This window comes from Paraburkholderia sp. GAS199 (assembly GCF_050436585.1).
In the GTDB taxonomy this organism is placed as follows: Bacteria; Pseudomonadota; Gammaproteobacteria; order Burkholderiales; family Burkholderiaceae; genus Paraburkholderia.
In genome coordinates this window covers 143798-157934 of sequence record NZ_JBNDMM010000011.1, presented here as the reverse complement: position 1 = coordinate 157934, position 14137 = coordinate 143798, and the positions used below count along the sequence as shown (strand labels likewise).

Below are 14137 nucleotides of genomic sequence, written 5' to 3'. Positions count from 1 at the left end.
AACGGAAATGGAAGCCGTCAACCATACCGTCATTAACCTCACGACGTTCATTCTGGCCATCTATGTCGGCTATCACGTCGTCTGGAATGTCACGCCCGCATTGCATACGCCACTGATGGCCGTGACCAATGCCATTTCGGCAATCGTTATCGTCGGCGCAATGTTGGCCGCGGGGCTGACAGTCGGCCACGTTTCGAAGTTCTTCGGAGCGGCTGCGGTCGCGCTCGCGGCAGTCAACGTATTCGGCGGATTTCTCGTCACCCGGCGAATGCTGGAGATGTTCCGCAAGAAAGAGCCGAAGAAAGCATCGCCGACTCATACGGGGAGCGGAAAATGAATCTGAATGTTGTCACTCTGCTTTATCTGGTCGCGTCGGTCTGTTTCATTCAGGCGCTCAAAGGACTCTCCAATCCGAAAACCGCGCGTATCGGCAATACCTTCGGCATGGCCGGAATGGCGATTGCGATTCTGACCACCATCGCGCTGATCGTCAGGCAGGCGAGCGGGCTTGGTGTGGACCTGGGTCTTGGGTTCGGCCTTCTGCTCGCGGCGCTGGCAATTGGTGGTGGCGTGGGCGCGTTCGTCGCGGCGCGCGTCGAAATGACCAAGATGCCTGAACTGGTCGCGGCGATGCACTCGCTGATCGGTCTGGCCGCCGTGTGCATTGCGTATGCCGTGGTGTCGGAGCCCTCGGCCTTCGGACTCGTCGATCCCGCAAACACGGCGCCCGGCTTTCTGCCTTACGGCAATCGCGTCGAACTGTTCATCGGCACGTTCGTGGGTGCGATCACGTTCAGCGGTTCGGTTATCGCGTTCGGCAAGCTCTCGGGCAAGTACAAGTTCAGGTTGTTTCAGGGCGCGCCGGTTGTCTATGCGGGCCAGCATCTGATCAATCTGCTGCTCGCCATTGCGATGATCGGCTTCGGCGTGGCGTTCTTCGTCACGCAATCGTGGCTGCCGTTCATCATCATGACGATCATCGCCTTCGTGCTCGGCGTGCTGATCATCATCCCGATCGGCGGCGCGGATATGCCGGTGGTGGTGTCGATGCTGAACTCGTATTCGGGCTGGGCGGCGGCGGGCATCGGCTTCTCGCTGAACAATCCGATGCTGATTATCGCGGGCTCGCTGGTGGGGTCGTCCGGTGCGATTCTGTCGTACATCATGTGCCGCGCCATGAACCGCTCGTTCTTCAACGTGATTCTCGGCGGCTTCGGTAACGACGCGGGTGCGGCAGTAGCAGGCGGATCGGCGGAACAGCGTCCGGTGAAATCGGGTTCGGCCGACGACGCCTCGTTCATGCTCGGCAACGCGGAATCTGTCGTGATCGTGCCGGGCTATGGACTCGCGGTGGCGCGCGCGCAGCATGCGTTGAAAGAGCTTACCGACAAGCTGGTCGAGAAGGGCGTCGAGGTGAAGTACGCAATTCATCCGGTGGCAGGCCGCATGCCGGGTCATATGAACGTGCTGCTCGCCGAGGCGGAAGTGCCCTACGACATGGTGTTCGAAATGGACGACATCAACGGCGAGTTCGGTCAGGTGGACGTGGTGCTGGTGCTCGGCGCGAACGACGTGGTGAATCCCGCCGCGAAAAACGATCCGAAGTCGCCGATTGCGGGCATGCCGATCATCGAGGCGTACAAGGCGCGCACGGTGATCGTGAACAAGCGCTCGATGGCGGCGGGTTACGCCGGTCTCGACAACGACCTGTTCTACATGGACAAGACCATGATGGTGTTCGGCGACGCCAAGAAGGTGATCGAAGATATGGTGAAGGCCGTCGAGTAAGTGTTGGTAAGTATTGCGACGCTGCTTTGCGCTGAATTGGCGCAAAGCGGCGTTGGTTCGAACGACACTGTAATCAATACGGCGATGTCGCCGTGACGTATTTTTGAAGCTGAGGCTTACATGGATCAACTCGCATCGATGCGTGCGTTCGTCACGGTCGCACGAACTCAAAGCTATACGAAAGCCGCGGATATTCTCAACGTATCGAGAGCCGCGATTTCTCGCGCCATATCGGATCTGGAAGCGCACACCAGTACGCGACTTCTCAACCGGACCACGCGCCGCGTTGCGTTGGCTGAAACCGCGAGAGACTATTTCGAGTCCTGCTCGCGAATCATCGACGAACTGGAGCAGGCCGAGCGGCGGCTTATCGATGAGAAAGCTTCTGAATGCGGCTACGTTCGCGTCGTGGCGCATCCTCTCGCCGTGGCCGCCGGTATCTCAACCTTGCTCGATGCGTTCGGCGCAACGGCACCTTGCATAAAAATCCATCTCTCAGTACAGGACGGCCCACTCAACCTGGTTGAATCGGGTTACGACCTGTCGATCTATCCGCCCGAGCGCGTGGCGAATTCCACCGTCGTGAACCGTCCGCTGCTGCAATCCGGCTTTGTATTCGTGGCCAGTCCGCCGTACCTCGAAAAGAGTGCGCCGGTGAACTCGATCTGCGATTTGCCGCAGCATCGGATCATCGACGGACGCGACGAAGCCGCGAGAAAAGGACTGGAAATTTCCTCGCAAACCAGCGAGTGCCCAGCGCTTTCGCTGGACACCGCCAGCATGAACGTGCCCGGCGCGATCGCGAGAGAACTCGCGCTCGCGGGTGCCGGAATCGCGTTGCTGCCCGAAGTGACCGTTCGTCATGATCTGGCGCGAGGCGACCTCGTGAAAGTGCAGTTCGACGGCGATCTGTCTTTGGGTGGGATTGAGCTCGGCGTTCAATACCAGCAGGCCAGTTCCGTTCCACGAAGGACGAGAACATTTATCGACGCCTGTCTGGGTTATTTCCGATCGTTGGATAGTGATCAGGAATTAGCGGCGCCTTCTTTGTCCGTCTAAAAACGCGGGATGGGCAGCCTGTTTAACAGGCTGCTTTTTTTTCGTCCCGATCGAGCAATCGACGTGGGGCACCTGGCTTTTCACGCGGGTATCAGGATCATTGCAGAGAATTAACGCAGAGGAAAAGCTACTGCCAAAAGCTATGCCGATAGTCGATGTCGACTATGGGAGAAAGTCACGACCGCATCGTGTGTTGCGATCGCACATAACGCTATGCCGTCACCAGTATTGCGACCGGGTGACGGCATAGTACGACAACAGAAAACTGCTTACTTGCTCGAAGCCAGGCCGTAGCGCGCTGCCGGCGCCGAGTTGCCGAACTTCTGCGAGATCGCACGGCGACCCGCTTCCCACTGGTTCCAGTCTTCTGCGTCGTGCAGACCCGGAATCGTCACGATTTCGCCCGCATCGAGGCCGGCGAGTGCGGCGTCGACCAGATTGGCGGCGGACATCGTGATCGGCGAAGTCTTCTGGTCGGAATAGCCTGCGACGTCCCAGAATTCGGTAGCAGTTGCGCCCGGCAGAACCGACTGCACGCGTACGCCCTTGCCGGCCAGATCGCGTTGCAGAGCGTGGCCGAAGCTGATGACATACGACTTCGATGCGCTGTACACGCCGTTCAGCATTTCAACCGCGATACCGACCACCGACGCGATGTTGACGATCGTGCCCGTGCCACGCGCCACGAAGGCGGGCGCAACGGCGTACGTGAGGCGCGTCAGCGCAGTGATGTTCAGGGCGATCATGTCTTCCATCGTGTCGACGTCGCCTTGCAGGATCGAGTTGACCGAACCGACGCCGGCGTTGTTGACGAGCATGGTGATGCTCGCGTCGTCGCGCAGCACGGCTTCGACGCGGCGCAGCGCAGCCTTGTCGTTCAGATCTTCGGCGAGATACTTCACCGAGCGGCCCGTTTCGGTTGCCAGACGGCCAGACAACGCTTTCAGTCGCTCTTCGTTGCGTGCGACCAGGATGAGGTCGTAACCGCGCTTCGCGAGACGCTCTGCATAGATAGCGCCGATGCCGGTCGACGAGCCAGTGATGAGGGCAGTACCTTTCGAATTGCTCATGATTTTCTCCAAGGGTTTGGGCCGATTAATTTCGACTTCGAGACGAAAGATACGCCGGCTCGTCGCTGTCGCAAATGTCATATACGCAACTATTCCGGCCATGACGGAAAATACGGTGCCGTGGAACACGCGCATGCAGGAAGCCGGGCTCAATTGGGCGGCGGGTTCAGGCTGGTGGGGAATGTGATGACGATGTGGACGGGGGGAGCGCCCAGGCGCGTCGAACAGGCGTATTGCGCGCGGTTTTGACGACTCGCGCACTACTAGTGACGGGGAGTTTGCGTTAGCCGCCGCCGCTCATGAGCGAGCGGCGGGGTAGTGACCGACGTGCGTTAAAGCTTGAGTGGGCGATGCATCAAGCCGGAACGGAAGGCGAGGCGGTGCGCTGTATCGATTGCGGCGGCTGGCCGAATGCCCGCAGAAACGCTCGACGCATACGCTCGCGATCGCCGAAGCCGGTTTCCCGCGCAATCCGGTCGATGGGATGACGGCCCGTTTCCATCATGGTTCTTGCGGCTTCGACACGAAGACGCTCAACCGCCTTGGCCGGCGACTGCCCCGTTTCTTCGCGGAATATCCGGCTGAACTGCCGTGGGCTGAGATTGGCGGCTTCCGCCAATTCCTCGACGGAGAGTTCCGCAGTGAGATGTTCCTTCGCGTACGCAAGGGCGCTTTGAACGCGATCGGTCTTGGCGTCGAGTTCGAGCAGGGCGGAATACTGCGACTGGCCACCCGCGCGCCGGTGTGTCACCACCAGTTTTCGGGCGATGTCGCGAGCGATTTTCTGCCCCAGATCTTTTTCCACCAGCGCCAGCGCAAGGTCGACACCGGCACTCATGCCGGCGGAAGTCCAGATATGGCCGTCGATCACAAAGATCCGGTCTTCTTCCATCTGGGTGTTCGGATAGGCGCGCTCGAACGCTCTGGCGAACTGCCAGTGCGTCGTGACGCGGCGACCCTCGAGCAGCCCCGCTTCCGCGAGAACGAATGCGCCCGTGCAGATTGCGCAGATGCGGCGGGAATGACGGCTGGACGCGCGCAGATATTCCTTCAGGCCTTCGCTCGGCTTGGCGGTTTCGTTATCGCCGGTAACGATCAGCGTGTCGAATTTTTTGCGGACGAACGTACTCGTTTCGACCGAGAAACCTTGTGATGATTTGACGAGGCCGCCGAGTTCCGAAACCAGCGACAGATCGTAGATCTGTTCGCCGCTCATGATGTTGGCGTATTCGAAAACCGTTGCGACGGCGAGTCCGAGCGACTGAAAGTTAGGATAGACGACGAGTCCTACCTTCTGCATGACAACCTCCAATGAATGAAAACGTCGATGGCAGGAAACGTTGCATCTACGTCATTGAGGGGATGATCGCATAAATCTAAGATTCATTCACGCTCACTAACCCGCATCAACAACCAGCAGGAATTTTTCGGAGAAGTGTCTTGATAGAAGGAGTCAGCAAGGGAACTGCAGTCGTTACCGGCGCCTCGAGTGGCGTCGGTGCGTGCTACGCAGAGCAGCTTGCTGAGCGCGGGTATGACGTGATCATGATCGCACGCAATCGTGCGCGAATGAATCAACTCGCGAACCGACTGACGGACAAAACCGGACGCAGTTTCGAAGTGATGCAGGCCGACCTGGCAAAGCAGGCCGGTGTGCAAAGCGTCGAGTCTTTGCTGCGTAGCGATTCGAGCATCACGATGCTGGTGAACAACGCGGGAATCGGTTCGGCCGCGCCTGTGCTGCAAAGCGACACGAACCGGATCGGCCCGATTATCGCCGTGAATCTGGCGGCATTGACGCGCTTGACCACGGCAGCCGCCCCCGCTTTTGCATCGCGTGGGACGGGCACGATTATTCAGGTGGCAACGGTTGCCACGCACGGACCGGAGTGTAAGAACGGGATGTGCGAAGCAATTGCGGCCTATGTGCTGGCGTACTCGAAATCGGTCCATCAGGATTTCATCGATCAGGGCATCAGGCTTCAGGTGGTGTTGCCCGAATCGAAGTACAAGCGCTTTCTGAAGATCGCCGAGTACGAGACGGCATGCGCGCCGATCAGTCATTCGAAGGCTGCGGAGAACCTGGTGAGGACGGCTTTGGCCGGACTCGATCAGGGCGAATTCGTGTCGATGGCTTCATCCCGTTAGCGTTGGATCTTCGGCGCGGGCCGTAGACGAGTCGATCAAGTGGATTGGCAACACAATTGGAATTTTCTTTTAACAAAGTTGTACTAATCAAACAAGGTAACTTTCATTCATGAGCAAGTTCAAACTCAGCAGTCTCATTCTGGCCCTCGGTATTGCTGCCGCCGCGCCGACCATGGCCTCGGCACAGTCGCATGGCAAGGTTCTCGTCGTGCTGTCGAGCGCGCATACGCTCGATCTTCGTGACGGCAAGACGTACAAGACCGGTTATTACCTGAACGAGCTGGCCATTCCGCTGAAGCAGATCGTCGACGCCGGCTATACGCCCGTGTTCGTCAATCCGAAGGGCGACACGCCGTCGATGGACGAGAACTCCAACAACAAGATGTTCTTCGGTAACGACGACGCCAAGCGTGAAGACGCGCTGAAATTCGTCGACGGCTTCGCTGGCATCAAGCATCCGATGAAGCTCTCCACCGTCGCGGCCAAGGGCACGACTGGCTACGTCGGACTCTTCATGCCGGGCGGTCACGCACCGATGCAGGATCTGCTGAAAGACAAGAACCTCGGCAAGATCCTGGTCAGCTTCCACGACACCGGCCGTCCGACCGGCATCATCTGCCACGGCCCGATCGCACTGCTGTCGACCACGAAGAACCCGGCCGCCTTCGACAAGGCGCTGATCGCAAACGACACCGCATCGATCGACAAGCTCAAGCAAGGCTGGCCGTATGCGGGCTACAAGCTCACCGTGTTCTCCAACGCCGAAGAAAAGCAGCTCGAAGGCGAAGGTAAGCCGCTGGGTGGACAGGTCCAGTTCTACACCGACGAGGCGCTGGCCAAAGCCGGTGCCGACGTACAGATCGCCGAGCCGTGGAAGAGCAATGTGGTCGTCGATCGTGAACTGATCACCGGTCAGCAACCGTTCTCGGACCACGCATTGGGTGACGCGCTGGTTGCGAAGCTGAACGAGCAGGCGTCGAAGTAAGGTTGGCAAACGTGGCGTTCTGCCGGCGTCGATCGCGGGTGAGCTTGCAAGCTCACCGCGATCGGCGGACAGGACGTCCGCCTGGGCCACACCGGAGCGGCTTGATTCGAGAGGTCAAAGTGGACAGCGTCGATTTGGATGTGATCAGAACGAGTGTTCAATGGCTGCATGAAGGGCACGATGTTCTGCTAGCGACCGTGGTGAGCACCTGGGGTTCGTCGCCACGTCCCGAGGGCGCCATGCTCGCTTTGCGCGGAGACGGCCGCCTGGTCGGATCGGTGTCCGGCGGCTGTATCGAAGACGACCTGATCGCACGCTTCCGCTCGCAGATAGCGCAATTGCAGCGTCCCGAAGCCGTGACCTATGGCGTCACGGCGGAAGAAGCGCGCCAGTTCGGTCTGCCGTGCGGCGGCACGATCCGGCTGATTCTCGAGCCGTTGCGTGCGCAAAGCAGTGGAATCGAGGAACTGCTGATCGCGCTCGACAGCGGCAAGCTGATGAGCCGCACTCTGCACATGGCCACCGGTATTGCGCGTATCGCACCGGCGAAGCGGGACGACGCGCTCTCGTATGACGGTGCAATCTTCAGGGCCGTGCTCGGTCCTCGTTACCGGATGCTGGTGATCGGCGCGGGTGATCTGTCGCGTTACCTCTGCACGATTGCCCTCGGCCTCGATTATCAGATCACGGTCTGCGATCCGAGAACCGACTATACGACCGACTGGAGTTTGCCGGGTGTGCGCGTCGTCCACTCCATGCCCGACGACACCGTGATCGGGATGAATCTGGACGAGCGCAGCGCGGTGATCGCGCTGACGCACGATCCCAAGCTGGACGATCTCGCCTTGATGGAGGCGCTGAAGACGCCTGCGTTTTACGTGGGTGCGCTCGGATCGCGACGCAACAATGCGGCACGCCGTGAACGGCTCAAGCTATTCGACGTGTCGGGAGAACAGGTGGCACGGCTTCGCGGGCCAGCGGGGCTTTATATCGGCAGCAAGACGCCGCCGGAGATCGCCGTGTCGATTCTGGCCGAGGTGACGGCCCACAAGAACGGCGTTCGTCCAGCGGAGCACGCGACGGTAGAAGAGGGTAAGCGCCGTCGTGAACGCAAAGACAGATTGCCCGGCGGGCCCTATGGCGAGAAGCGTTATGCGAGTGGAAACATGGGCTGCGTTCCCACTACGCCCGTCATTTGACGAACCTGTTCCAGCCCAGCGTTTCAGCGACTCGGGCTTCGGAATGTGGGAACTACGTATTGTTGCGGCACGGCCGTAATCGCATACTTTTTTTAACGGGAAACGACGCGGTGTGTCGTTTCTCAATCCATACAGTTGAGGAAATCATGCCCTATCTGCAGCTCGACGTACCCTACGAATACACCTCGGACCAGAAGAAAGCAGCCGCAAAAAAGATCGGCCAGATCTACGCGGATGTGATGAAGGTCAACACGAACATCATCACCGTGTCGATCCGTGAAGTGGGCAAAGGCGGCGTGTGGCGTTGTTCCGACGACGAACCGGATGAAGCGGCGATCATGATGCTGGATATCCGCCGTGGGCGCCCGCTCGAACAGCGCGGAGAACTCGCGCGGCAGCTGATCGAAGCATGTGTGGAATTGCTCGGTCTGAAAACGAACCGCCTGAACGTCGAGTTCACCCAGCATTCCGGCGACGAAATGTATCACCCGATTCTGGGTGGATTCAATAAAGACTGGATCGAAGACGAGCGCAGCGAATAACAGTTTCGATACAGCCTTTTTCTTCTTGCATTTCGTGTTGAGCGACAGAACCGGCTGCCATCGGCCAGCCGGTTCTCTGATCGCGCGTGCGTCGACTTTATGTGTTCGACGTCGCGAGAGGATGCATGTCGTCTGGCAGGTCAAAAGAAAAATATAACCGGACCGGTCAAGCGGTCAACCGGTAATCGACGGGTACGACGAGTATTCCCCGGAAGAAATCCATCGACGCCGTAGGCGCCAGGGTATGTGAGGATGACACCATGAAGCAACCTTTCTACAAAGTCCTGTATCTGCAGGTGCTGTTTGCGATTGCCGTCGGCATCGTGCTCGGTCATCTGTATCCATCGTACGCGATGTCGATGAAGCCTTTTGGCGATGCCTTTATCAAGCTCATTCGCATGGTGATCGGTCCCGTCATATTTTGTACGGTTGTCACCGGCATCACGAGCATGGGTGACCTGAAGAAAGTCGGCCGGGTCGGCGGAAAAGCGCTGCTGTACTTTGAGATCGTTTCGTCGCTGGCGCTGGCAATCGGCCTTATTTCCGGGCATTTTCTGCGTCCCGGTGATGGCTTCAACGTGGCGATTTCTTCGCTCGATCCCCATGCGATCTCCGGGTTCGTGAATCAGGCCGAACATATGGACGGCATTGGGGGCTTTCTCCTTGCAATCATTCCGGGCTCGTTCTTCGACGCCTTTGCACGCGGAGAGACGCTACCGATTCTGTTCGTTTCGGTCATGTTCGGAATCGCGCTGTCTGCGGCGGGCGAGCGCGTTCAAAGCATTACGGTTGCCATCGAAAAGCTCTCGACCGTCTTTTTCTCACTCGTCAAGATTATCACCAAAGTCGCACCCATTGGCGCCTTCGGTGCAATCGCTTTTACCGTGGGCAAGTATGGAATCGGCTCGCTGGTTCCGCTCCTTAAGTTGATTGCCGTGTTTTATCTCACCGCATTCGCGTTCGTCGCCATCGTGCTTGGGCTGATCGCGAAACTGGCGGGATTCAACGTCTTTCGTTTTCTGGCTTACCTCAAAGAAGAACTGTTCATTGTTCTCGGAACGAGTACATCAGAAGCCGCACTGCCGCAACTCATGCAAAAGCTCGAACGGCTAGGCTGCTCGAAAGCGGTAGTCGGACTGGTTGTGCCGACGGGATACTCCTTCAATCTCGACGGCGCGAACATCTACATGACGCTGGCCGTGATGTTCCTCGCGCAGGCCACCAATATCCATCTCACGCTGACACAGGAGCTGACGCTGTTCGCCGTCACCATGCTGACATCGAAAGGATCGAGTGCCGTTGTCGGCGCGGGTTTTGTCGCGCTGGCAGCGAGTCTGTCGGTCGTGCCTACCGTTCCTGTCGCGGCGATGGTGTTGATTCTGGGCATCGATCGCTTCATGGCCGAGTGCCGGTCGCTGGTCAATATCATCGGTAATGCCGTGGCGGCGGTGGTCGTTTCCGCATGGGAAGGCGAACTCGACCGCGACGCGCTGGCTCGTGAATTGTCGGGTCGCGGCGAGGCGGTCAGTTTAGCCAATGCGGCCAATGCGGAAAGTGTGCGGTTCGGAACGCCCGCCGAGGTGATGGCAGCCGCGTCGAACGCTCCTGAAACGGAAACTTTGTAAAGCGAGCGGGTATTCCGTGCGCTTTCGACCACTGACGAGCGGCCCGTGGCGGTTAGTCATTCCACTCGGGGTCATCTGCTTTATCGTCGTCGTGACGGGGGCGCTGCTGTCTGTTTCGCAAAACCTCGAACACGCGCGACAGGAGCGGCAACTCGTATCCGATACGCTTTGGGCCGAGCAGGCAGTCGTCTTTGAATTGCAGAGAGTGGTGGAGGCGTTGCAGTCGCTCGAACGTGACTACGCGTTGTCGTCGCAGAGCGAGCAGTACTTCCACGTTCGGGCCGCGGCGATCATGCAGCGGAGTCCGGCGATCGGGCGCATTCTGCTTTGGCAGGGCCATGTCGATAACGGCGGCCCGCACATTCTCATGAGTGAAGGTGCTGCCGGCGCACACAGCGAACCAGCAGCCAGCGAAGACGCGATTCGGGACGCGGCGCTCAAGGCCAACACCTTGCGCGGACCCGGCGTTTCGATCTTCCGGGATCTGCAGCATGGGTCACACATGCTGCTTGCCGTGACGGCTTCCGCCGATAGCCGGCAGCAGGTCATCGTCGCGTCGATTTCGCTAGACCAGTTGCTTGCGTCGACCATTCCATGGTGGTTCGCGCACCAGACGCAGCTTTCGCTGGAAGATTTCAAAGGTGACGTCCTGGTGACCCGTGACCCTCACGTCATAGGAAAAGGCGTTTATACCCACCGTCTGGCGGCGTCCTTTGCCGACGAAACACTTTATCTCGACGCCAACAGTACGCTCGGGCCGCCGTCTCTGATTCCAAACGTGTTGACGTTGGCGGTAGTCGGTATGTCCGTCCTTCTGGCGTGGACCGTGTATGCCTTGTGGCGCGATCTCGCATGGCGGACTGCGGCCGAGAAGCGTCTGCGCTCGCAGCAGGCCTTCAGGGAAGCGATGGAAGCATCGATGATCACCGGTCTGCGCGCCACCGATACGGCTGGAATCATCACGTACGTCAATCAGGCGTACTGCGCCATGGTGGGGCGAAGTACGGGGGAACTCGTCGGCACGCGTGTAGAGCTTTCGAACGGTGGTGGCGGTTCATCGGGACACGATGCCAACGTCGAGGGCGTTGCGGCACAGAACGCGCAGGAGGCGCGCTTGATGCGATCGGACGGCACGCTGATCGATGTCGCGATCTTCGAAGCACCCATGCGTGATGCGACGGGTACTGTTTCAGGACATATGGCGTCGGTACTCGACGTGACCGAACAGAAGCGCAATGCGTCCTTGCTCGGGGCACAGAACGCGCGCGTCAATCGGCTGTCGCGGCTGATTACGATGGGCGAAATGACTTCGGCACTCGCTCACGAAATAAACCAGCCGTTGACAGCCATCAACAGCTATCTCAGCGCGGGAAAGAATCTTCTGGAAGCGGCATCGCACGATGCGGAGCACTCGGAAGCGTATCAGATGCTCGAAAAGGCGCGCTATCAGGCGGAGCGTGCAGGGCTGATCATTCGAAGGATCAGGCAGTTCGTGCACAAGTCCGGCCCGGTTCCGGGACCGGTGGATATGACGCAAGTCATCACCGAGTTGCTGCCGTTGATACGGCTGCAGGCGCCGCGTCCGGACGCCGATATCGAACTCGATCTCGATGCCGCGTGTCCGCCTGTGATCGGCGATCGGGTTCTGCTCGAGCAGGTTCTTCTGAATCTGACGAGAAATGCTTTTGAGGCCATGTCGACGTGGCCTTCTGCCGATCAGATCGTGGTCGTCGCGATGTGGCGTCCAGAGGACGACAGGCAGTCGGTCGTCGTCGAGGTTCGGGACTCGGGACCGGGGCTGGGAGACGAAGCAAATGCCGACGCGAACACGATTCTCTCCCGTTCATTCGTGTCGACGAAAGCCGACGGCATGGGACTCGGGCTTTCGGTTTGCCGCACGGCTTTGGAGCTGCTCGGTTCGCGGCTCGTCTACGAAAAAGCCGCAAGTGGCGGCGCTTCGTTTCAGTTCCGGCTTCGAAGTACTTCAGGCAGTGAGAGAACACGATGACAACGCGCGAAAAAACGCCGTACAAAGATGCCCGTCTTTTTCTGGTGGACGACGACGAGTTCATTCGGGATTCGCTGGGCGCGCTATTCCGGTCGCGCAATGTTTCGTCGGACGGATATGCCGATCCCCGGCAATTCCTCGCCTCGTGGCGAACGGATGGCATGAGGGAAGGGCCGGCGGTATTTCTACTCGATGTGCGGATGCCCGGCATGTCAGGCTTCGAATTGTTCGAGCAATTGAAAAAGCTCGGCTTGCCCGCGCACAACCTCGTTATCTTTCTGACCGCTCACGGAGAGATTTCAATGGCCGTCGAAGCGATCAAAGCCGGCGCATACGATTTTCTGGAGAAACCCTTCTCCGACAATCGACTGGTCGACAAGGTGATCGCCGGGATGCGGCACGCGCAGACGGTTTTCGCATCGGAGGAACGGGAGCGGCTGCAATCCAATGGCGAGGTGTTGACCGTGCGTGAACTGGAAATTGCCGAGCGGATCGTGGCGGGAAAAACGAACCGGAATATCGCTGAAGAGTTATTCATCAGCGTACGTACCGTGGAGGTTCACCGGGCAAAACTGTTTTATAAGCTGAACATCAAGAGTGCAGTGGAACTGGTGCCTCTTCTGAAAAAGCAATGAAGAAATGAGCAGGACAGTCTGGACATCATCGATATGGTGAATCTCAAGCGGCGAACGCTCCTCGGCGTCGCGGGTGCGGCGGCTTGCGTCGGCCTGGGCGCGACCTTTTTGAGCCGTCGTGAACGGCATCAGGATGCGCCGATTGTTCTGCGCTTCAGTCACGTTGCCGCAGCGAATACGCCGAAGGGAAGGGCAGCGCAGTATCTGAGTGACGAAGTGGCGCGTGCCAGCCGCGGAGAAGTGCGAATCGATGTCTTCCCCAATAGCACCTTGTATAAGGACGGAGAAGAACTCGAAGCATTGCAACTCGGCACGGTGGATATGATTGCTCCGTCGCTGTCGAAGCTCGCGTCGATTGGACTCAATGGTTTCGCCGCTTTCGATCTGCCTTTCCTGTTCTCCGGTTACGAGAGTCTGCACGAGATTACGGATGGGCCGATTGGTCGAAAGATGCTCGACCAGTTCGAACATGCGGGACTCGCGGGGAAAGCGTTCTGGGACAATGGTTTCAAGAATATGAGCGCGACGCGGCCGCTGATCGAGGTGAAAGATTTCAGCCAATTGCGTATGCGTATCCAGCCTTCGAAAATCATCGATCTTCAGATGCGACTTCTCGGTGCCAGTACAGAAGACATCGCTTTAGCCGATCTGCGCGACGCACTCGCAAAAGGACTCGTGCAGGGTTGCGAGAATCCGCCGTCGAACTTTCTGACGCAGAACCTTGGCGCGGTCCAACAGTACATGACGCTGTCACGGCACGGCTATTTAGGCAATCTTCTGCTGGTGAACAACGAGTTCTGGTCACAATTGCCGCGCTATATTCGCACGCTGCTCGACGAATGCATCGACGCAGCGACCCGCTACACCAATAGCATCGCGAGGACGGAAAACGATCAGGCGCTCGCCATGATTGAGAGTACAGGAACGACCAGGGTTCTCGATCTTTCTGCGCGCCAACGAAGCGACTGGCAAAAGACGCTCGAACCGGTTTATCAGCAGATTACGGATTCCACTTCGTTGGCGCTGGTGGCAACAGCGCGTCGCCGCTCGTAGCACGAATGTTCACGTCATGGCTGTC

14 protein-coding genes are annotated in these 14137 nt (G+C 58.7%); 11 read left to right on the top strand and 3 right to left on the bottom strand.

The genetic code is table 11. The features are described from left to right. Positions 1-7: 7 nt before the first annotated feature. The 3 genes from P3T18_RS32910 to P3T18_RS32900 all read left to right on the top strand — a co-directional run bounded on the left by P3T18_RS32910 (position 8) and on the right by P3T18_RS32900 (position 2847). On the top strand, positions 8-337 hold the full coding sequence (locus P3T18_RS32910; protein ID WP_429304150.1) for an NAD(P) transhydrogenase subunit alpha: 330 nt from the start codon (positions 8-10) through the stop codon (positions 335-337). Next, on the top strand, positions 334-1788 hold the full coding sequence (locus P3T18_RS32905) for an NAD(P)(+) transhydrogenase (Re/Si-specific) subunit beta (RefSeq protein WP_429304149.1): 1455 nt from the start codon (positions 334-336) through the stop codon (positions 1786-1788). Before P3T18_RS32910 ends, P3T18_RS32905 begins: the two co-directional genes overlap by 4 nt. Before the next feature lie 138 nt (positions 1789-1926). Continuing rightward, positions 1927-2847: a LysR family transcriptional regulator gene (locus P3T18_RS32900; protein ID WP_429304148.1), complete on the top strand. Its 921-nt coding sequence runs from the start codon at positions 1927-1929 to the stop codon at positions 2845-2847. Between the two features lie 269 nt (positions 2848-3116). Here the strand turns inward: P3T18_RS32900 and P3T18_RS32895 are convergent, their stop codons facing one another. Next, positions 3117-3920, bottom strand: a complete 804-nt coding sequence (locus tag P3T18_RS32895; RefSeq protein WP_429304254.1) for an SDR family NAD(P)-dependent oxidoreductase — start codon at positions 3918-3920, stop codon at positions 3117-3119. A 352-nt stretch (positions 3921-4272) separates the two neighbouring features. Then, entirely contained in the window at positions 4273-5217 is a 945-nt protein-coding gene (locus P3T18_RS32890; protein ID WP_429304147.1) for a GlxA family transcriptional regulator, read from the bottom strand. 140 nt (positions 5218-5357) lie between these two features. On the opposite strand from P3T18_RS32890, the gene P3T18_RS32885 reads away from it, so the two are divergent. The 5 genes from P3T18_RS32885 (at position 5358) to P3T18_RS32865 (ending at position 10416) form a co-directional block, all read left to right on the top strand. After that, on the top strand, positions 5358-6065 hold the full coding sequence (locus P3T18_RS32885; protein WP_429304146.1) for an SDR family NAD(P)-dependent oxidoreductase: 708 nt from the start codon (positions 5358-5360) through the stop codon (positions 6063-6065). Positions 6066-6174: 109 nt separating this feature from the next. Continuing rightward, a complete protein-coding gene (locus P3T18_RS32880; RefSeq protein WP_429304145.1) occupies positions 6175-7050 on the top strand; it encodes a type 1 glutamine amidotransferase domain-containing protein in 876 nt (291 codons plus the stop codon). 119 nt (positions 7051-7169) lie between these two features. After that, on the top strand, positions 7170-8249 hold the full coding sequence (locus P3T18_RS32875) for an XdhC family protein (RefSeq protein WP_429304144.1): 1080 nt from the start codon (positions 7170-7172) through the stop codon (positions 8247-8249). Between the two features lie 146 nt (positions 8250-8395). After that, a complete protein-coding gene (locus tag P3T18_RS32870; protein ID WP_429304143.1) occupies positions 8396-8791 on the top strand; it encodes a tautomerase family protein in 396 nt (131 codons plus the stop codon). A 260-nt stretch (positions 8792-9051) separates the two neighbouring features. Further along, a complete protein-coding gene (locus P3T18_RS32865; RefSeq protein ID WP_429304142.1) occupies positions 9052-10416 on the top strand; it encodes a dicarboxylate/amino acid:cation symporter in 1365 nt (454 codons plus the stop codon). A gap of 52 nt (positions 10417-10468) precedes the next feature. Here the strand turns inward: P3T18_RS32865 and P3T18_RS32860 are convergent, their stop codons facing one another. Next, on the bottom strand, positions 10469-10909 hold the full coding sequence (locus P3T18_RS32860; protein WP_429304141.1) for a hypothetical protein: 441 nt from the start codon (positions 10907-10909) through the stop codon (positions 10469-10471). A gap of 81 nt (positions 10910-10990) precedes the next feature. Here P3T18_RS32860 and P3T18_RS32855 point away from each other — a divergent pair, with 81 nt between their 5' ends. Genes P3T18_RS32855 through P3T18_RS32845 form a run of 3 tightly spaced genes read left to right on the top strand, consistent with a single transcriptional unit; the run spans position 10991 to position 14112 of the window. Further along, positions 10991-12424: a two-component system sensor histidine kinase NtrB gene (locus tag P3T18_RS32855; protein WP_429304140.1), complete on the top strand. Its 1434-nt coding sequence runs from the start codon at positions 10991-10993 to the stop codon at positions 12422-12424. Then, positions 12421-13059, top strand: a complete 639-nt coding sequence (locus P3T18_RS32850) for a response regulator transcription factor (protein WP_429304139.1) — start codon at positions 12421-12423, stop codon at positions 13057-13059. The genes P3T18_RS32855 and P3T18_RS32850 overlap by 4 nt, the downstream gene beginning before the upstream one ends. Before the next feature lie 33 nt (positions 13060-13092). Next, a complete protein-coding gene (locus tag P3T18_RS32845; protein ID WP_429304138.1) occupies positions 13093-14112 on the top strand; it encodes a DctP family TRAP transporter solute-binding subunit in 1020 nt (339 codons plus the stop codon). The last annotated feature ends 25 nt before the right edge of the window (positions 14113-14137 follow it).